Source organism: Mesorhizobium sp. M0227, assembly GCF_040321855.1.
Taxonomy (GTDB): Bacteria; Pseudomonadota; Alphaproteobacteria; order Rhizobiales; family Rhizobiaceae; genus Mesorhizobium.
Genome location: NZ_JAMYSJ010000005.1, coordinates 50,545 through 69,492 on the forward strand (window position 1 = coordinate 50,545; position 18,948 = coordinate 69,492).

The 18,948-nt window shown below is 63.8% G+C and carries 20 protein-coding genes; 9 read left to right on the top strand and 11 right to left on the bottom strand.

Going from position 1 to position 18,948, the window contains the following annotated elements; all coding sequences use genetic code 11:
• The first annotated feature begins 75 nt into the window (after positions 1-75).
• Entirely contained in the window at positions 76-714 is a 639-nt protein-coding gene (locus tag NKJ00_RS09095; protein ID WP_352629506.1) for a TetR/AcrR family transcriptional regulator, read from the top strand.
• A gap of 170 nt (positions 715-884) precedes the next feature.
• A complete protein-coding gene (locus NKJ00_RS09100) occupies positions 885-1,133 on the top strand; it encodes a DUF680 domain-containing protein (protein WP_128303161.1) in 249 nt (82 codons plus the stop codon).
• Between the two features lie 42 nt (positions 1,134-1,175).
• Here NKJ00_RS09100 and NKJ00_RS09105 read toward each other — a convergent pair whose 3' ends face one another.
• The 8 genes from NKJ00_RS09105 to NKJ00_RS09140 all read right to left on the bottom strand — a co-directional run bounded on the left by NKJ00_RS09105 (position 1,176) and on the right by NKJ00_RS09140 (position 9,028).
• Positions 1,176-2,225 (bottom strand): Gfo/Idh/MocA family protein, encoded by a 1,050-nt coding sequence (locus NKJ00_RS09105; RefSeq protein WP_352629508.1) that lies wholly within the window; start codon positions 2,223-2,225, stop codon positions 1,176-1,178.
• A 64-nt stretch (positions 2,226-2,289) separates the two neighbouring features.
• Entirely contained in the window at positions 2,290-3,075 is a 786-nt protein-coding gene (locus tag NKJ00_RS09110; RefSeq protein WP_023810120.1) for a ThuA domain-containing protein, read from the bottom strand.
• Between the two features lie 76 nt (positions 3,076-3,151).
• Positions 3,152-3,382 (bottom strand): hypothetical protein, encoded by a 231-nt coding sequence (locus NKJ00_RS09115; RefSeq protein WP_023810121.1) that lies wholly within the window; start codon positions 3,380-3,382, stop codon positions 3,152-3,154.
• A 59-nt stretch (positions 3,383-3,441) separates the two neighbouring features.
• Positions 3,442-4,026 (bottom strand): sarcosine oxidase subunit gamma, encoded by a 585-nt coding sequence (locus NKJ00_RS09120; RefSeq protein ID WP_352629510.1) that lies wholly within the window; start codon positions 4,024-4,026, stop codon positions 3,442-3,444.
• A complete protein-coding gene (locus NKJ00_RS09125; RefSeq protein ID WP_352629512.1) occupies positions 4,019-7,015 on the bottom strand; it encodes a sarcosine oxidase subunit alpha in 2,997 nt (998 codons plus the stop codon). Before NKJ00_RS09125 ends, NKJ00_RS09120 begins: the two co-directional genes overlap by 8 nt.
• The gene (locus tag NKJ00_RS09130; protein ID WP_352629514.1) at positions 7,012-7,323 is read right to left on the bottom strand and encodes a sarcosine oxidase subunit delta; all 312 of its coding nucleotides are present in this window, start codon (positions 7,321-7,323) and stop codon (positions 7,012-7,014) included. The genes NKJ00_RS09125 and NKJ00_RS09130 overlap by 4 nt, the downstream gene beginning before the upstream one ends.
• Before the next feature lie 11 nt (positions 7,324-7,334).
• A complete protein-coding gene (locus NKJ00_RS09135; RefSeq protein ID WP_352629516.1) occupies positions 7,335-7,775 on the bottom strand; it encodes a hypothetical protein in 441 nt (146 codons plus the stop codon).
• Entirely contained in the window at positions 7,775-9,028 is a 1,254-nt protein-coding gene (locus NKJ00_RS09140; RefSeq protein WP_352629519.1) for a sarcosine oxidase subunit beta, read from the bottom strand. Before NKJ00_RS09140 ends, NKJ00_RS09135 begins: the two co-directional genes overlap by 1 nt.
• A gap of 269 nt (positions 9,029-9,297) precedes the next feature.
• On the opposite strand from NKJ00_RS09140, the gene NKJ00_RS09145 reads away from it, so the two are divergent.
• From NKJ00_RS09145 to NKJ00_RS09175, 7 genes are all read left to right on the top strand, one after another.
• Positions 9,298-10,056 carry an SDR family oxidoreductase gene (locus NKJ00_RS09145; RefSeq protein WP_352440902.1) on the top strand — a complete coding sequence of 253 codons (759 nt, stop codon included), beginning with the start codon at positions 9,298-9,300 and terminating at the stop codon, positions 10,054-10,056.
• A gap of 109 nt (positions 10,057-10,165) precedes the next feature.
• Positions 10,166-10,552 (top strand): SET domain-containing protein, encoded by a 387-nt coding sequence (locus tag NKJ00_RS09150; RefSeq protein WP_023810128.1) that lies wholly within the window; start codon positions 10,166-10,168, stop codon positions 10,550-10,552.
• Between the two features lie 177 nt (positions 10,553-10,729).
• Positions 10,730-11,008, top strand: a complete 279-nt coding sequence (rpsU, locus tag NKJ00_RS09155) for a 30S ribosomal protein S21 (RefSeq protein WP_023810129.1) — start codon at positions 10,730-10,732, stop codon at positions 11,006-11,008.
• A 138-nt stretch (positions 11,009-11,146) separates the two neighbouring features.
• Complete coding sequence (locus NKJ00_RS09160; RefSeq protein ID WP_023810130.1) at positions 11,147-11,989, top strand: tetratricopeptide repeat protein; 843 nt, start codon at positions 11,147-11,149, stop codon at positions 11,987-11,989.
• A gap of 202 nt (positions 11,990-12,191) precedes the next feature.
• A complete protein-coding gene (locus NKJ00_RS09165; RefSeq protein WP_027037654.1) occupies positions 12,192-12,668 on the top strand; it encodes a DUF992 domain-containing protein in 477 nt (158 codons plus the stop codon).
• A 93-nt stretch (positions 12,669-12,761) separates the two neighbouring features.
• Positions 12,762-13,241, top strand: a complete 480-nt coding sequence (locus tag NKJ00_RS09170) for a DUF992 domain-containing protein (protein WP_023810132.1) — start codon at positions 12,762-12,764, stop codon at positions 13,239-13,241.
• Between the two features lie 210 nt (positions 13,242-13,451).
• The gene (locus tag NKJ00_RS09175; protein WP_352629523.1) at positions 13,452-14,888 is read left to right on the top strand and encodes an MFS transporter; all 1,437 of its coding nucleotides are present in this window, start codon (positions 13,452-13,454) and stop codon (positions 14,886-14,888) included.
• A 12-nt stretch (positions 14,889-14,900) separates the two neighbouring features.
• Here the strand turns inward: NKJ00_RS09175 and NKJ00_RS09180 are convergent, their stop codons facing one another.
• Genes NKJ00_RS09180 through kdpC form a run of 3 tightly spaced genes read right to left on the bottom strand, consistent with a single transcriptional unit; the run spans position 14,901 to position 18,946 of the window.
• The gene (locus tag NKJ00_RS09180; RefSeq protein WP_352629525.1) at positions 14,901-15,593 is read right to left on the bottom strand and encodes a response regulator transcription factor; all 693 of its coding nucleotides are present in this window, start codon (positions 15,591-15,593) and stop codon (positions 14,901-14,903) included.
• A complete protein-coding gene (locus tag NKJ00_RS09185) occupies positions 15,590-18,325 on the bottom strand; it encodes a DUF4118 domain-containing protein (RefSeq protein WP_352629527.1) in 2,736 nt (911 codons plus the stop codon). The genes NKJ00_RS09180 and NKJ00_RS09185 overlap by 4 nt, the downstream gene beginning before the upstream one ends.
• Before the next feature lie 54 nt (positions 18,326-18,379).
• Entirely contained in the window at positions 18,380-18,946 is a 567-nt protein-coding gene (gene kdpC / locus NKJ00_RS09190; RefSeq protein ID WP_352629529.1) for a potassium-transporting ATPase subunit KdpC, read from the bottom strand.
• Positions 18,947-18,948: the final 2 nt, after the last annotated feature.

Here is an 18,948-nt window from a genome sequence, read left to right on the forward strand (position 1 = left end):
CTTCCCGTGCCCTTGTCCGTTTCCGTACAGCGTATATAATTTAGCCAGCCACCAACCAACCAAAGGCACCAGATCTTGCCGCAGAGCGTCCAGACACGCCGCGAGAAACAAAAGGCCGAACTGCGCTCCGAACTGGTCGAGGCCGCGCACAAGCTCGTCCAGGAAGAAGGCTATGAAGGCCTGACCATTCGCAAGCTGGCCAAGCGGGTCGGCTATGCCCCGATGTCGGTCTACTCCTACTTCGCCGACAAGCAGGACATCCTGTTCGCTCTGGCCGAGGATGCATTCGAGACACTCGCCCGCCGCATCGAGGGGCATCCATCCGATGATCCGATCGAGGCCTTGCAGGCGGTGATGACCGAATACGCCGCCTTCGGGCTCGGCAATCCCAACGAATACCGCACCGTGTTCATGACCGAAAAGACCAAGCTGCCAGAAGGCTACAACGAAATGGAAGAGAGCAACCCCGCTATGAAGGTGCTGATCAGCAGGGTCGAGGCCTGCGTCGCCGCCGGCAAATTGCAGGGCGACCCGCGCGCCATCGCCACCATGCTGTGGGCGGTCGGACACGGCACGATCTCGCTGCTCATCACCTTTCCTTTTTACCCTTTCGGCGATCCGCAGGCCTTCGTGAAGCGGATGTGCGATTTCACGCTCGCCACGCTCAGCACGCAAAACGTCCCGCCGCTGACCGAGACACCGGTCAACTGCTGAACCCCGTTTCCTTTGGTTTGTGTATCCTCTCCAGACTGGGGGTTTCTTGGTTAACAAAAAATTTATTGTACGCGTACGGTTTTCCTTGAACTTCGCGATCGACGGGCGTATATGTACAGTGTATCGTACATGTACGAGAGAAATTTACCCGTCGAAAACGGAGACTGACAATGAAAAAGACACTCCTCACCCTCGCCGCCGTGCTGGCACTTTCGGGCTCGGCCTTCGCCGCCAACACCACCCACCCCGTCAAGCATGCGCCGGTGGCGGCCTGCGTTGACACCAAGACCAACGTGAAGCTCGATTGCGCTTCGACCGGTTCGGTCGAGAAGAAGGGTGCCACGCAAAACACCGCTGAAGGCAAGGGCCCGCGCCTCGGCATCAGCATCAATCCGTGGATTGTGCCGAGCGCATTCTGATATCTGCGGAAATCACGTCTGGCCGGCACAAGCCGGCCAGTTTCAGCCGACCGAAATCGGCAGCTTCGCCGCTGAACTCTCAAAGGCCGCGTCGATCAGCTTCTGCATGTCGGCGGCGCGCCGGAACGACGGATCGCCATTCCGGCCTGTATCCAGCGCATCGGCAAAGCGTCGCGCATTGCGCTTGACACTGGGCAGCGCCAGCATTCGCCATTGCTGAAGATCGACATCCCCGCCGAGACAGGCCGACAGGCTCGATGCCTTGCCGTCGGTCTCGACCTTGATGGCGCCCTTGGTGCCGTGCAGGGCCAGCGACAAATCGTTGGCGTGGCCGGTCATGTAGCGGCTCGCCACGATCGTGGCGAGCGCGCCGGAACTGAGCCGCGCCGTCATCGCCACGCTGTCATTGGCATCCAGCACATAGTCGCCGATGCGCTCGCCCTCGGCCTTCGGAAACGTAACCAGATCGGCATGCAGGCTGATGATATCCTGGCCGGCGCCATAGGTGGCGAAGTCCAGGATGTGGATGCCGACGTTGCCCAGCACGCCGGCTGAACCGTGCCGGCTGGACAAGCGCCACAGCCATTTGTCCTCGACCCGCCAGTCGCCCCATGACTGGCTGACCAGCCAGCTTTGCCGGTAGCTCGCCTCAACATGGCGCAACGCGCCGATCTCGCCGGCCTGAACCATGCGCCGCGCCTCGTGGATCGCCGGTGAGTTGCGATAGGTCAGGTTGACCATGTTTATCACCCCGGCAGTCTCGGCCGCTTCGGTCATATCAAGCGCGTCGGCGTGGTTCGGTGCCAGCGGCTTTTCGCAAAACACGTGTTTTCCGGCGCCGAGCAGCGCCAGCGTCGTTGCCATATGCGCACCATCCGGCGTCGCGTTGATGGCGGCATCGAACTGACCCCAGGCGATCGCCGCCTCCAGGCTCTCGAAAGATTCGCCGATCTTGCTGACGGCGGCAAACGCTGCGGCGCGGCCGGGCACCTGGTCGACACAGGCGACGATGCTGCAGCCCGGGATCTCGGCAAACTCCTCGACATGATGCCCGGCGATACCGCCGGTGCCGAGCAGAAGAATTCGGTGCATTAGCCCCAAGCCCCAATCAACTCACGCCTTAAGCAATTCAGGCCCCGATCAGCTCAGGCCCGAATCAACTCAGGCCCTTGTCGCCGTCGGCATGCAGGCGCAGCCCCTTCTGCACGATCTTCTCCTTGGCCGCATCCGTCGGCACGTTCGGCGCGTTGGTGATGCCGGACCAGGCCGGCGCCGGGTTGTGCGCCCAATGGACGGCGTTGCGCAGCACCTGCTGCACGCCCTCATTGTGATAGATCGGATAGGTCTCGTGGCCGGGCGAGAAGTAGAAGATCCGTCCTGCACCGCGCTGGTAGGTCAGCCCGGATCGGAACACCTCACCACCCTCGTACCAGGAGACGAACACCGTCTCGAGCGGCTCCGGCACGGCGAACGGCTCGCCATACATTTCCGTCTCGCCGATCTCCAGGCACTCGCCGATGCCTTGCGCGATCGGGTGGCCGCGGTTGATCGCCCAGACGCGCTCGCGCTCGCCCGCCTCGCGCCATTTCAGCGAACAGGGCGTGCCCATCAGCCGCTTGAATATCTTCGAGTAGTGGCCGGAATGGAGCACGATCAGGCCCATCCCTTCCCAGACCCGCTTCTGCACCCGCTCGACGATATCGTCCTTGACCTCGCCATGCGCCGCGTGGCCCCACCACAAAAGCACGTCGGTGGCCGCCAGGCGCTTCTCGCTCAGGCCATGTTCGGGTTCCTGCAAGGTGGCGGTGGTCGCCTCGATGCCCTTGTCCTGGTTGAGGGCGGCGGCAATGGTGCCGTGCATCCCCAAGGGATAGAGGTCGCGCACGGCTTCATTGGTCTGCTCGTGGACGTTCTCGCCCCATACGATCGCTTTTGTCGGCATTTTCATCTCCCAAAGCGCTTTAAATAGCATGTCCAAGGGGATTGAGAAGGCCCAATGAGATCTTGCCCGATGGAAACTACGGCTTGCGCCTCTTGCGCCCGGGCACGGTCTTGGCCTTGCCTGGTTTTGCCGGAGCTCCAGGAATGGCCGTTCCAGTGATGGATATCGGATCGCTGGCCGGGAACGTGTCTTCGAGGCCTTCCTCGAGTTCGTCTTCGGCGCTCGGCGCTTCGTGCCGCTCGTGTTCGAGCGAGCGGACAGCCGATGTCTTTATGACCGGCGACTTCGGCGCGGAATTCGACGGCATCGGCATTCTCCCTCGGCGTGCGGATGCAGAACGAGCGTGCCCTGCAAAACGTTCCGAGTTCAGACCGCCGCGTCGCGCGATCCCTCGGACAGCAAAGTAAAGACATAGTCCGAGAAGGAACGCCAGCATTCGACCCGGAAGGCGTCGTTACCCGTGCGCAGCAGCACGATCTCGGTCTTGCCCAGGATGGTGCGCGACGCTGCTCCCACCGGGAAGGCGTCGAGCGACAGGTCCTGCGGGCAGCCCGCATTGATGGTCGCCGCCGCTCCGGCACCCGTCACTGATATCGCGATGTTGCGATGCGAGACGCCGACCGCCGAATGCAGCGCGGATACTTTGGCGCAATCGGCGAGCGGATCGTTGTCGGCCTCATCGATGACCAGCCATTCGTCGGGGCCGAGCCACAGAGCGGTGCGCCCGCCGTTCGCGGCAGCGGTTTTCGGCTTGTTCGGCAAGGTCACGCCGAGCGCCTTTGAAAGCGCTGCGACCGAAGCCTCCGGCGCCCGTAATGAAACGCGCTCGGCCGGCGGCAGCACCTCGACCTTGACGCTGGCGGCAGTGGTGCTGCGCCCAGCCAGCGCCGGACGGCGTTCGACCGAAGGCGATGCAGCCGGAGCCGTCTTTCTTGCAGCGGCCTTAGCCATTGAGGCGCCCTCCCGTCTCGTCGAAGAACACCATGCCGGTAACCTCCACTTCGATCACCCCGTTCGGCATCGGCACATAGAGGGTCTCGCCCATCCGGTCGCGGCCGCCGGCGACCAGCGCCAGAGCGATCGAGCGGCCGCAATTTTCCGACCAGTAGCTCGAGGTGACATGGCCGATCATCTTCATCGGGATCGCCTGCTTCGGGTCCTCGACGATCTGCGCGCCCTCTTCCAGCACCACCTTGGGATCCCTGGTCTTCAGGCCGACCAATTGCTTGCGGCCCTTGGCAACGAGATCCGGCCGCGTCAAACCCCTGATACCGACGAAATCGGTTTTCTTCTTGCCGACCGCCCAATCGAGGCCGGCGTCGTTCGGCGTTACCGTGCCGTCGGTGTCCTGGCCGACGATGATGTAGCCCTTTTCGGCGCGCAGCACGTGCATCGCCTCGGTGCCATAAGCAGCCGCACCATGCTTCTGGCCTTCGGCCCACAGCGCTTCCCAGACCGCCTGGCCATAGTCGGCCGGCACGTTCACCTCGAAGCCGCGCTCGCCGGTGAACGACATGCGGAACAGCCGCGTCGGCACGCCGCAGATCTTGCCTTCGCGCACCGACATGTGCGGCAGCGCCTCGTCCGACATGTCGATGCCTTCGAGCAGCGGCGCGATGATGTCGCGCGACTTGGGTCCCTGCACCGCGATAACAGCCCATTGCTCGGTGATCGAGGTCAGCCAGACATTGAGATGCGGGAACTCGGTCTGGAGATAGTCCTCCATATGGTTCATGACGCGCGGCGCGCCGCCGGTCGTCGTCGTCACGTGGAAACGGTCGGGGGCCAGCCTGCCGACGACGCCGTCATCATAGATGAACCCGTCCTCGCGCAGCATGATGCCGTAGCGGCAGCGGCCGGGCTCCAGCTTCTCCCATGGGTTGGTGTAGAGCAGCTCCATGAATTTGGCCGCGTCCGGCCCGACCACTTCGATCTTGCCCAGCGTCGAGGCATCGAACAGGCCAGCCGTCTTGCGCACGGCGACGCATTCGCGGTCGACCGCCGCGTGCATGTCCTCGCCCGCCTTGGGGAAATACCAGGCGCGCTTCCACTGGCCGACATCCTCGAACACGGCACCTTGCGCCTCGGCCCAGGGATGGATCGCGGTTCTGCGTGTCGGGTCGAACAGCGGACCTCGCGCATGGCTGACGATCGCGCCGAAGGTGACCGGCGTATAGGGCGCCCGGAACGTGGTCAGGCCGACTTCCGGGATCGGCTTGCCCAGCGTCTCGGCGGCAATCGCCAAGCCGTGCATGTTGGAGGTTTTGCCCTGGTCGGTCGCCATGCCGTTGGTGGTGAAGCGCTTGACGTGCTCGATCGAGCGCATGCCTTCGTGCACCGCCTGACGGATGTCCTTGGCGGTGACGTCGTTCTGGAAATCGACGAAGGCCTTCACCGTCGTATCCGACCCGGCGCCGGGCGCTGCACCCAGCATGCCGCGCGACCAGCTCTCCGAGGCGTCTACCTTCGGCTTGCTGCCCTTGGCGGTTTTGGCACCCGCATCCCTGGCCGCCTTGGCGCCTGCCGCATAGGCCTCATCGACCGTCGCAGACAGCCCGTCGGTGCCGTTGCAGGCGCCGACCGAGACGCAGTCCTGCGCATAGATGCCCGGCACGAAGCGCTTGGTCTCGTCGTTGAAGGCGACCTTGCCGCGCGACTGCGAGAACAGATGCACCGACGGCGTCCAGCCGGCCGACATCAGGATCGCATCGACCGGGATGGTGCGTTCGCCGCCGCCATTCTTCGGCTGCACGGTCATCGACGAGACCCTGAGCTTGCCGCCGGCGCGGATCACCGCGCGGCCGAAATTGACCTCGATGCCGAGCGCCCTCGCCTCGTCGATCACCGGTCCGGTCGGATTGTCGCGCAGATCGACGATCGCCGCCACGTTGACGCCGGCTTTCTTCAGGTCGATCGCCGCTGCATAGGCGGAATCATTGGCGGTGTAGACGCCGACATTCCTGCCGACGGCGACGCCATAGTGGTTGAGATAGGTGCGCGCGGCACCCGCCAGCATGATGCCGGGCCGGTCATTGTCGGCAAACACCATGTGGCGCTCGATCGCACCGGAGGCCAGCACCACGCGCTTGGCCCGGACCTGCCAAAGCCGCTCGCGCGCCAGATCGTGACCGGGGGTCCTCAGATGTTCGCTGACACGCTCGACCAGCCCGATAAAATTCTGCGCATAGTAGCCGAACGCCGTCGTGCGCGACAGCACGCGGACATTGTCCATCGCGGCGAGCTTCGCCACGGCAGCTTGCGCCCAGGCAAAACCGTCCTGGCCGTCGATCTTCGCGCCGCTCTCGAAACGCAGGCTGCCGCCGAACTCGGCCTGCTCGTCGGCGAGGATGACGCGCACGCCGGTCTCGGCCGCCGCAAGCGCTGCCGCGATGCCTGCCGCGCCGCCGCCGAGCACCAGCACGTCGCAATGCGCATAGCGCGATGAATAATGGTCGGGATCCGGCTGGTCCGGGGAAACGCCAAGACCGGCCGCGGCGCGGATCTTTGGCTCGTAGAGCGTCTTCCACGCCGCTTTCGGCCACATGAAGGTCTTGTAGTAGAAGCCGGCCGAAAGCAGCGGCGAGGCGATATCGCTGACCGCACCGAGGTCGAAGGACAGTGACGGCCAGCGGTTCTGCGACTGCGCATCAAGCCCGTCATAGAGCTCCTGCACGGTCGCCCGCACGTTCGGCGTCTTGCGTGCCGCGTCGCGCCTGATTTCGACCAGGGCGTTCGGCTCCTCGGCGCCCGCCGACAGGATGCCGCGCGGACGGTGGTACTTGAACGAACGGCCGACGAGATGGACGCCATTGGCGAGCAGCGCCGAGGCCAGCGTGTCGCCCTCGATGCCGGCATAGGACTGGCCATCGAAGCTGAACCGCGCGGTCTTGGCTTGGCTGAAGCGGCCAGCGCCGGAAATGCGGTAGGACGCGCCGCTCATTTGGCAACCACTTCGTTGGAGTTTTTCGGCAGCTTGGAGGGTTTGGGCTCGCCGGCCTTGTAGGTCATGGCGAATTTGTCGGTGACGGTGTCGCGTACGGCATTGAAGAAGCGCGCACAGCCATGCATGTGCCGCCAGCGCTCATAAATGATGCCCTTGGGGTTGGAGCGGATGAAGAAGAACTTTTCAAAATCGTCGTCGCTCTCGCCGGCCATATTGGCCGAGCGCGCGATGTGCGCCTCGCCAGCGTTGCGGAACTCGAGTTCCGGACGCTCTTCCTCGCAATAGGGGCAGCGGATGAGAAGCATTGTCCTGGTTCCTACAATTCGCCGTGGCCGACGTGGGCGCCCGCCGGTTGATCGCAAAGCTTCTGTCCCAAGGTCGCGAACGGTGCGACGAGCCGGATGCGCTCTTCCACGCTTGCAGCGGGACGAAACAGATCGCGGGACGCCATGTTGCCGAGGGTGAGCTGCATCGGATCGGTGGTGACGATGACTTGACGCGGCTGGAATGTCTCGGCCTCGTCTAAATCGGAAGGCCTGTTTTCGAAGAAGACAACCACCCTCTGGCCGCCGCTCCAGACGCAGGCCAGCGTGCCGTCATCGACCGAAAACGGCCAGACGGTTTCGTTGCCGGTGCGGCTGATCGGCTGCGTGCGCACTTCGTCCGCCGACGGAAAATGGAACATGCCCCGTTCCCCCGCCAGCACTTGTTCCCCCGCCAGCATCAGCGGCATCGCGACAGCCATCTGCGCCATCATCAGTGCGCCACCGCCGCCGCCGCCGCCTCGTCGATGAGCCGGCCGGTGCGGAAGCGCTCGATGGTGAAAGGCGCGTTGATCGGATGCGGATCGTCTTTGGCGATCGTATGGGCAAAGACATGGCCCGAACCCGGCGTCGCCTTGAAGCCGCCCGTGCCCCAGCCGCAATTGACATAGAGGCCGGGCACCGGCGTCTTGGCCAGGATCGGCGAGCGGTCGGGCGTGACGTCGACGATGCCGCCCCACGAGCGCAGCATCTTCATGCGCGTGAAGATCGGGAACATCTCGCAGATGGCGTCCAGCGTATGCTGCAATATGTGCAGCCCGCCGGTCTGCGAGTAGGAGACATACTGGTCGGTGCCGGCGCCGATCACCAGCTCGCCCTTGTCGGACTGCGAAATATAGGCGTGCACCGTGTTCGACATCACCACGCAGGGAACCACCGGCTTGACCGGTTCCGACACCAGCGCTTGCAGCGGATAGCTTTCCAGCGGCATGCGCACGCCGGCCATGTTCATGATGACGGAGGAATGGCCGGCGGCAACGACGCCCACCTTCTTGGCGCCGATGAAGCCGCGCGTCGTGTCGACGCCCATCACCGCGCCATTGGCCGCCCGCCTGACCCCGGTGACCTCGCAATTCTGGATGATGTGGACGCCGCGCGCCGAGGCGCCGCGCGCATAGCCCCAGGCAACGGCATCATGACGGGCCGTGCCGCCGCGCCTCTGCAGCGCCGCACCGACCACCGGATAGCGCGCCTCCTTGGAGGTGTTGAGCGGTGGGCAGAATTCCTTCGCCTGCTCCGGCGTCAGCCACTCATTGTCGATGCCGTTCAGCCGGTTGGCGTGCACGTGACGCTTCAGCACCTGCACGTCGTGCACATTGTGCGCGAGCATCATGACGCCCCGCGCCGAATACATGACGTTGTAATTGAGCTCCTGGCTGAGCCCGTCCCACAGCTTCAGCGCGTGGTCGTAGATGCCGGCGCTCTCGTCATAGAGATAGTTGGAGCGGATGATGGTGGTGTTGCGGCCGGTGTTGCCGCCGCCGAGCCAGCCCTTTTCCAGCACCGCGACATTGGTGATGCCGTGCACCGTGGCGAGGTAATAGGCGGTGGCCAGGCCATGGCCGCCGGCGCCGACGATGATGACGTCGTATTCTTTCCTGGGCTCAGGCGAGGACCACTGTTCCTCCCAGCCCTTGTGGCCGCGCATGGCTTCCCGGGCGATGGCGAATACCGAATATTTCTTCAACGTCCCAACCTCGCCCCAAAAAGGCTTCGCGAATGGCGGCCGGCGTTCGTTCGGTCCCGGCGCGCGAGGTGTATCACTAGCGAAACAGCGCTTCCACCCTTGCGCTGTTTGCGACGGCGCTTGCCGTTTTGCGCCGTGGTGAAAAAGACGCATCTGGTGCGTCGGCGCTTTCCAGCATCTTGGCACGTATCGGGTGGCTCGCCTTGCCTCGATCTGCGACCAAGCACCCCAACTGCCGGTCAGGCCGGCGCGAAGAAAAGGATGCAAAAATGTTCGCACTCGCAAACAAGATCGCCATCGTCACCGGCGCCAGTTCCGGCATCGGCCGGGCCTCGGCAAAACTCTTTGCCGAGGAAGGCGCCAAGGTCATCGTCGCCGCCCGCCGTCAGGCCGAGCTCGATACGCTCGTCGCCGAGATAGAAGACAATGATGGCGCGGCCATCGCGCTTGCCGGCGATGTCAGGGACGAAGCCTATGCAAAGGCCCTTGTCGATCTGGCGGTCGAAAAGTTCGGCGGGCTCGACATCGCCTTCAACAATGCCGGCGCCGTTGGCCGGATGGGGCCGATTTCGGACCTGCCGCTGGAGGGATGGCGCGAGACGCTCGACACCAACCTCACCAGCGCGTTTCTCGGCGCCAAATACCAGGTGCCGGCAATGATCGAGCGCGGCGGCGGTTCGCTGATCTTCACCTCCACCTTCGTTGGTCACACAGTCGGCATGCCCGGCATGACTAGTTATGCCGCGAGCAAGGCCGGCCTGATCGGACTGACACAGGTGCTGGCCGCCGAATACGGCCCGAAAGGCGTGCGGGTCAACGCGCTGCTGCCCGGCGGCACCGACACACCGGCGGCAACCTTCAAGACCCCGGAATCACGGGTTTTCGTCGAAGGCCTGCATGCTTTGAAGCGTATCGCGATGCCGGAGGAGATCGCCCGCTCGGCACTCTATCTCGCCTCCGACGCCTCGAGCTTCACCACCGGAGCGGCTCTGTTTGCCGATGGCGGCGTGTCGATCAACCGGACGTGAAGATTCCAGCGGCGGGACGCATGTTCATAGCCGCCAGGCAAACGGCCGCTCTTGATTTTTCGCCGCGATTTGGCGATTCCGTTTATGTCCAAAAGCGGGGTCTGGAACCATGATGCTGATCAGAACCTATGTGACTGCGAGTGCGATCGAAGGTGTCGGCGTGTTCGCCGCGGAGCCGATCAGGAAAGGCGCTTCGATCTGGCGGCTCGATCCGGATTTCGACCGGCTGATCCCCATGGACAAATACGAGACGGCACCCCCGCATCTCAGGGAGCTGCTCGACCGCTATGCCTATCCGAGCCCGGACCGGCCAGGTTTCCTGGTCTATGAAGTCGACAATGGCCGCTTCATGAACCATTCCAGCAATCCGAATACGGATTTTTCGCAATATGGCGGGGCCACCGCGACCCGCGACATCGGCGTCGGCGAGGAGATCACCTGCGACTACGGCGAGTTCTTCGAAAATTTCGAGTTGCTGCACCTCGCGACGGCCTAGTCGGCTCCTTATATCAAGGCAAACAGACGGCGGCTGGCCCCGCAAATTCATTTCCGCTGTGGACAGCGCGGCATGATTCTGCTATCAGCCGCCACAATTCGTGGTGTAAACCGCCGCGGAGGCTAGTGGCTATGGCCGCTTGCCTGTTGATATCAAACCCGAAAGACAGGATTGCCCGTGCAGGTACTCGTCCGCGACAATAACGTTGATCAGGCGCTTCGCGCTCTCAAGAAGAAGATGCAGCGCGAAGGCATTTTCCGTGAAATGAAGATGCGCGGTCACTACGAGAAGCCGTCCGAGAAGCGCGCCCGCGAAAAGGCTGAAGCCGTTCGCCGCGCCCGCAAGCTGGCCCGCAAGCGCGCCCAGCGCGAAGGCCTGCTGCCGATGACGCCGCGCCCGGTCGCTGCTGGCGCCGCCGGCGGTGCAGGTGGCGCTCCGCGTCCGCCGCGGTTCTAACGCCAATTTTTCGTCCTTTTCGAAGGATATCAGAGGTGGCGCGATGTGGAATCGCCGCCACCTTTTTGTTTTGATGTGACCGGTCCGGAGGGGGAGCCGGACCTGAACGACGCGGCTTGAAGTGAGGACAGGGCAGACATGAACGCAACGAGCGTGGAGCGCGGGACCGCATTGCGTGGTTTCGCCCTGACAGCAGCCCTGCTCTCCGGACTGGCGCTTGCCGGCTGCCAAACGGCGGGCCCGACCGGTGAATTCAACAACATCGACAAGGCGCAAGGGTCGAGCGAGAACATTTCCTCGCTGTCGGCGGTCATCCAGCGCAATCCCCAGGATCCCGAAGGCTACAATGTGCGCGGCTCGGCCTATGGCCGTGGCGGTCAGTACCAGGCGGCGCTCAAGGATTTCAATCAAGCCATCCAGCTCAATCCGAATTTCTTCCAGGCCTATTCGAATCGCGCGCTCATCCAGCGCTTCCTCGGCAACCAGGAAGCCGCGCTGGCGGACTACAACCGTTCGATTCAGATCAACTCGAACTATGACGCCGCCTATATCGGCCGCGGCAATCTCTACCGCAAGGCGGGTCGCACCCAGGACGCCTTCAACGACTTTCAGAAGGCGATCCAGCTCGATACGACCGACGCGCGCGCCTACCACAATCGAGGCCTGATCTATCAGAGCCAGGGCCAGCACAAATTCGCCATCGAGGACTTCTCGACCGCCATCTCGCTGGCGCCGGACGCCGCCGAACCCTACAATGGCCGCGGCCTCTCCTATCTGGCGACCAACGACGAAGACAATGCCTTCTCCGATTTCAACATGGCGATCAAGCTCGACGGCAGGAATGCCGAGGCCTGGTCCAACCAGGCGCTGATCTATGAGCGGCGCGGCGACAAGGCGAAGGCCGCGAAATCCTATAAGGAAGCCGTTCGCCTCGACCCTACCTACCAGCCGGCCAAGGATGGCCTCGCCCGCGTCAGCTGATCTCGGTTTCGGCTTACCATACAAATCCGCATGACATCCAAGTGCCGCGGGATTCTTTGCGTGTCCGAAAGGACGCACTTCGCAACCGCGCATTAACCCCGGCAGGAGGCTTTCGGCCCCTGCCTTGATCGCGCCAAGTTTTCGGCGGAACGGTCTACCCACCCAAGCCGTTGTTGAAAGTATTTTGCGAAAGGACCCTCCCATGATCAAGAAACTCGCCTGCGCCGCTGCCCTCGCCACGACGATGTTCGCGGTGGCTCCGGCCAGCGCCGGCAAGCTGCAACTCGGCACGCTCGATTGCACCATCGACGGCGGCACCGCTTATATCGTCGCTTCCAACAAGGGCGTGTCCTGTGTCTTCCGGCCTCATCATCACGGGCCGTCCGAGGTTTACACAGGCGTCATTTCCAAGATCGGCCTCGATGTCGGCCAGACGCATCAGGGCCAGCTCGTCTGGGCCGTGCTGGCTGCGACCCGGGACAGTGACGGAGGCGATCTCGCCGGCAGCTACTACGGTGTCAACGCCGAAGCGAGCGTGGTGACCGGCGGCGGCGCCAATCTGCTGGTTGGCGGCCTGGACAGCGCCTTCATGCTGGAGCCGCTCAGCGTCCAGGCGCAGACCGGCGTCAACCTTGCCGTGGCCGTGACCTCGCTCCAGTTGATCCACTCATTCAAGTGATTACATGGAGCCGTGCGCTCCATGCCCCCTCACCCCGCGGCGCGGAACCAGATAGGATGGTTTCGCGCCGTTTGATTTTGGAGGGGAACCATCATGCTGAAGACAGCCATAGCTGCCGCCATGTTCACCACGCTATCCGGAGCGGTGCAGGCGCAGGACCGAGGCATGGAAGTCGGTACGCTTGACTGCGCCATAGGCGGCGGCACCGGCTTCATCTTCGGCTCGAGCAAGGATCTGAGCTGCACCTTTAACCCCGCCGACAAAAGCTTCGCGCCGGAAGCCTATTTCGGCGCCGTCAACAAATACGGCCTCGACATCGGCACGACGAAGCAGACGGTCATGCAGTGGATCGTGCTGACGCCGCTGAAGAACATCTATGCGCCGGGTGCGCTGGCCGGCGACTACATCGGCGCCAGCGCGGAGGTGACGGCCGCCGTCGGCGCCGGCGCCAATCTGCTGGTCGGCGGCTCCTCTCAGGCCTTCACCTTGCAGCCGCTCAGCTTGCAGACGCAGACCGGCATGAACCTCGCGATCGGCGTCAGCCAATTCCAGCTGCGCAGCACCGAGAACTGATCGCGCAACGAACCCGCAACCGGAAAGGCTGCCGCGCGAACGATCTTCAAAAAAACCGCTTGAGCTCAACCCCGGTTGAGGTTTTACAAGCCTGCCCCGAACGCCACAACGCCTCGATCCGGCGCTGTCGATTCGCATGGTCCTGCCGGAAACCCGTACTGGCTTCTGGCGTGCTGCGCTGGCGTCGAGATATGCAAGACAGGGGTGGAAATGACCGAGATCAGCACGAACAGGGTCGACTGGCGCTTATTGTGGGCAAGCGGCGACCTGGCGCGCTTCTGCTTCATCAGCCTCGGCATCCTGCTGCACGCCACCAACGAGACGATGGTGGCAACGGTGATGCCGGCCATGGTCGGCGAACTGGCGGGCGTACAGCTCGTCGGCTGGTCGCTGGCGATCTACGAACTCGGCGCCATCGTTGCCGGCGCAGCCGCCGGACGACTGGTGAGTTATGTCCCCTTGCGCACCAACATGGTGGTCGCCGCGCTGCTCTACGCAGCAGGCGCGCTGATATGCGCCACCTCGCCTTCCATGCCACTGTTCCTCGCCGGCCGCCTGATCGAAGGACTTGGCGGCGGTGCGCTGGTGTCGCTGGCCTTCGTCTCGGTCGAACGACTGTTCTCGCGCGCCATCTGGCCGCAGCTTTTCGGCATCATGTCGGCGATCTGGGGCGTCGCCGCCTTCAGCGGACCATTGCTCGGCGCGATCATGACCGAGCTGTTGTCATGGCGCTGGGCCTTCGGCATCTTCACACTCGGCGGCGCCGCCATGGCGCTGGCAAGCTTCCTCGTGCTCGACACGCCGCAGGCGACGAAGCCCAGGACGAGCACGGGCAAGGCGCCACCCTTCCCGTTCGCGGCTCTTGGCTGCCTTACCGTCGCCGTGGTCCTGATTGCCTTGGCCGGCGTCGACATCGCCTTGCTGCGCTCTTCGCTGCTGATGGCCTTCGGCCTGATAGGCCTGGTGCTGTTCTTCACCATCGACGCGCTGAAGCCGCGTTCGCGGCTGTTTCCGGCGCGGCTGTTCTCGTGGCGCACGCCGGTCGGCGCCGGCATGACCATGGTTGCCGCCTTTTCGGTGGCGACCTGTTCCTTCGGCGTCTACGGGCCGCTGTTGCTGACCAGTCTTCACGACATTCCGCTGCTGACCACCGGCTACATCATCGCCGCCGAATCGATCGCCTGGTCGATCCTGTCGATCCTGGTCGCCAACGCGCCGCCGCAGCGCGAGCGGCTGATCATCGTCGGCGGCGCGGTGATGATCGCGGCCGGCATCGCAGGCTTTGCGTATGCGATACCGCTGGGCTCCATTCCGCTGATCCTGATCTGCGCCCTGCTGCAAGGCGGCGGCTTCGGCGTGGCCTGGCCCTTCCTCACGCGCGTCATCGTGGCCTCCGCGCCGGAGGGCGAGCAGACCATCGCCTCGGCGGCGGTGCCGACCATGCAGCGCATCGGCTATGCCGTGGGCGCCGCACTCGCCGGCATCGTCGCCAACGCCAGCGGCTTTTCGCAAGGTCTGAACCACGACGCGGCGGCGAATGTCGCGTCGTGGTTGTTTCTTGCCTTCGTGCCGCTCGGCATTGTCGGCTGCCTCGCGGCCTTGCGGGTTTCCAGACCGCTTGGCCAGCCACGGGAAGCTATCGGCTAAAACCTGGCCTGCTCACTCGACCTCGCGCAGGCGGTAGCCGACGCCGGTCTCGGTGGTGATGTAGCGCGGCTGGTCGGGGCTCTTCTCGATCTTCTGCCTGAGCTGCCGCACATAGACCCTGAGATACTGCACGTCGGTCGAGTCGCCCCAGACCTGCTTCAACAGGAAATGATGGGTCAGCACCTTGCCGGCGTGCTGCACCAGCATGCGCAGGATGTCGTATTCCTTCGGCGAGAGCTTTACCTCCTTGCCCTCGACCTTGACGATGCGCCTGACCAGGTCGACGCTGAGATCGCCGGTCTGGAAAATCGGCTTCTCGCCCTGCTGCTGGAACTTGTGGCGAAGCGCCACCCGAATGCGGGCGACCAGCTCGTTCATGCCGAAGGGTTTGGTGACATAGTCGTCGGCGCCGAGTTCCAGGGCCTGGACGATACCGGCCTCGTCGGTCCGGCTGGACAGGATGACCACTGGAATGTCGAGACCATCGTCGCGCCATTTGCGCAGCAGCTCATGGCCGCTCATGCCGGGCAGCCCAAGGTCGAGCAGGACGAGGTCCGGCTTCTCCGCCTCCATCAGCTCGATCGCCACCTTCGCGTTCGGCGCCTCGCTGACCGCATAACCTTGGCTGCCGAGCCCGACGCGCAGCAGCTTGCGGATCGGCGGCTCGTCATCGACGACCAATATCCTGACGTTCGAGTTTGTCATGCCAGGTCACCCACATCGTGGTCGTCGGTATTCGAAGCGTCGAAATTGGGCGGATTTGCCGGCCTGGGCATTTTGATGGTGAACACCGCGCCCGAACCGTCGGTCCGGTTTGCCGCCATGATCGTGCCACCCATCGCTTCGACGAAGCCGCGGCAGATCGACAGGCCAAGCCCCGTACCGGCGCGGATCTGGTCGCCCTTGCGCACTCGATAGAACGTGTCGAAAATCCGTTCCAGATCGCCGGGAGGAATGCCTGGCCCTTCATCCATGATTTGCAGCAGGACGGAGCCATTGTCGGTCCAACCCTGCATGCGAATCGTCGAGCCTGCCGGGGCATATTTCGCCGCATTGTCGAGAAGATTGAACAACGCTTGCTCGAACAGCACCGGGTCGACCTTCAACATCGGCAAATCCTTGGGGATGTCGGTCTCGATCTTGTGCTCGCCAATGATTTTCCTGGCCCTTTGCAAGGCGGAGCCGACGATGTCGCCGACATAGTGAAAGGCGTAGTTCGGCTCCATCGCGCCGGACTCGATCTTGGTCATGTCGAGCAGATTGGCGATGAAGCGGTTCAACCGCTCGGATTCGTCCAGCACCGTCGACAGCAGTTCGGCCCGGTCCGGTTCGGGAAGCGCGACTGAAAAATCCCGCAGCGTGCCAGCCGCGCCCATGATGGCAGCGAGCGGCGTTTTCAGATCATGGGAAATGGAGGTGAGCAGCGCCGAGCGCAGCCTGTCCGCCTCGGCCGCGAGCTTGGCACGGTCGACGTCGGCAACCAATTGAATACGTTCGATGGCGACCGCCGCCTGGTCGGCCAGTGCGTCAAGCAGCCGCTGCTGCTCGGGCGTCAGCAGCGGACCCTGCTTGTCGTTGTCCAGGCCGACGACCCCGATGGCCGTGCGCCCCGTCCGCAAGGGCAAATAGAGGCGCTTGGCGCCTGGAAGCGTGTCGGCGCCGCGACCCGCGGCACGATTGTGCTCCCAGGCCCAGCGGGCGGCGGCGATGTCGGCTTCGGCCAGCGTGTCGTCGGGCGGATAGCCGGCCTTGACGGTGATGGTCCCGTCTTCCGGCAAAAGCAGCACCACCCGCAGCTTCAGCATCGAGGCGATCTGGAAGGCCGTGGCCCAAAGGACGTCGTCGAGCGTGCCGGCGCCGGCGAGCTTCTTTGAAAAGAGGTAGATGTCTTCCGTGGCCCGCGCCCGCGAGCGGGCGGCGACCGCCTGGCGCTGCACGCGCGCCGTCAGATTGCTGGCGATGACCGCAACGACGAGAAAGACGCCAAGCGCGACGATGCTCTCCGGATCCCGGATCGTCAGCGTATAACGAGGCTCCAGGAAGAAATAATTGAAAGCAAGGGCGCTGGCGAAACAAGCGTACAGAGCCGGCCACAGACCGCCGGTTACCGCCGATGCCAGTACGCCGATGAGAAGAATGATCGCCAGGTTGCGAACGTCGAGAAACTGGTCGAGAACGACGGCGAAGGCGAGCGAACCGATGACAAAGGCCGTGGCCTTGAGATAGGGCCAGATCTCGAACTGCCACTGCTCGTCCGCCGCCTTGACACTCCTCGACGTCACCTCGGCGTTGCGTTCGGTTCCTGAAATGACATGGACGCTGATGTCACCGGCGTTGCGGATGAGATCGTAGGTGAGCGAGCCTTCGATCAATTCCCGCCAGCGCGACCGGGTCGGCCTGCCGACCACGATATGGGTGAAATTGTTCGCCGTCGCATGGCGAACAATGTCCTGCGCGATGTTCTGACCGGGAATGGTGGTCACCTCGGCGCCGAGCTGTTCGGCAAGCCGCAGGTTCGTAGCGAGCCGATCCTTGTCCGCTTCGGGCATGCTGGCCGAGCGAGGGCTGTCGACATGCAGCGCCGTCCACGGGGCACGGAGCCGGTCGGCCAACCTGCGCGCGTAGCGAATACGCGCCGCCCCGCCCGGACGCGCGTCGACGCAGACGAGTACCCTTTCCCCCGCAGCCCACGGTCCAGGAATGGCGTGGGCCTGCATATGGATCAGCAACTGGTCGTCGACGCGCTGCGCGGTGCGGCGCAGCGCCAGCTCCCTGAGCGCCGTCAGATTGCCCGGCGAGAAATAGTTCTCGATCGCGCGCTGCGCGGTGTTGGGGAAATAGACCTTGCCTTCCTCGAGCCGCTTGATCAGGTCGTCGGGAGTGAGATCGATGATCTCGACATCGTCGGCCTGGTCGATGATGGAATCGGGAACCGTCTCGCGAACCCTGACCTTGGTGATCTGGGCGACAACGTCGTTCAGGCTTTCGACATGCTGGATGTTGAGCGTCGTGTAGACGTCGATGCCGTGCGTCAGGATTTCCTGGACGTCGAGATAGCGCTTGGGATGGCGGCTGCCGGGCGCATTGGTGTGGGCGAGTTCGTCGACAAGAACCAGCGCCGGGCGCCGGGCGAGGATGGCGTCGATGTCCATCTCGTCGAGGATGCGCCCCTTGTAGTCGACCTTGCGGCGGGCAATGACCTCATAACCCTCGACCAGGGCCAGTGTCTCCTTGCGCCCATGCGTCTCGACGACACCGATCACCACATCCACGCCGTCGGTCAGCCTGGCGCGGCCCGACATCAGCATCTCATAGGTCTTGCCTACGCCGGGAGCGGCACCCAGGAATATCCGCAGCCGGCCGCGACCTTCCCGCTCGGCATGGTCAAGCAGTGCGTCGGGAGAAGGTCTGGCGTCGTTGTTTCTGTCGTCCGGCATCGGGACCGATCATGGATGGCGCCGGAGATACTGTCGATCCCCAGCCCGCACCATTCACTGTTTCGCGGCGTCCAGCGCAAGGTTGAGACCGAGCACATTGACCACCGGTTCGCCCATGAAGCCGAGTTCCCTGCCCTCGACCTGACTGTCGACAAGCGCCTTGACCTTGGCTTCATCGATCCCCCTGGCCTTGGCCACCCTGGCGACCTGGAAGTAGGCTGCTTCGGGACTGATATCGGGATCGAGGCCACTGCCGGACGTCGTCACCAGGTCCATCGGGACGGGCTGGTTCGGATTCTCCGCCTTCAGTCTTTCCGCATCGCCCTTGATGCGGTCGATCAGCTTGGGATTGGTCGGGCCGAGATTGCTGCCGCTCGAGGCGGCGGCGTTGTAGCCGTCGCCGGCGGCCGAGGGGCGGCCATGGAAATACTTGTCGCTGGCAAAGCCCTGGCCGATCAGTTCGGAGCCGATAACCTTGCCATCCTTCTCGATCAGACTGCCATTGGCCTGGCGCGGGAAGATCGCCTGGGCGATGCCGGTCATGCCGATCGGATAGATCAGGCCGGTCAGGACCGTGAAGAAGACGATCATGATGATCGCGGGTCTTATCTGGGTGAGCATGG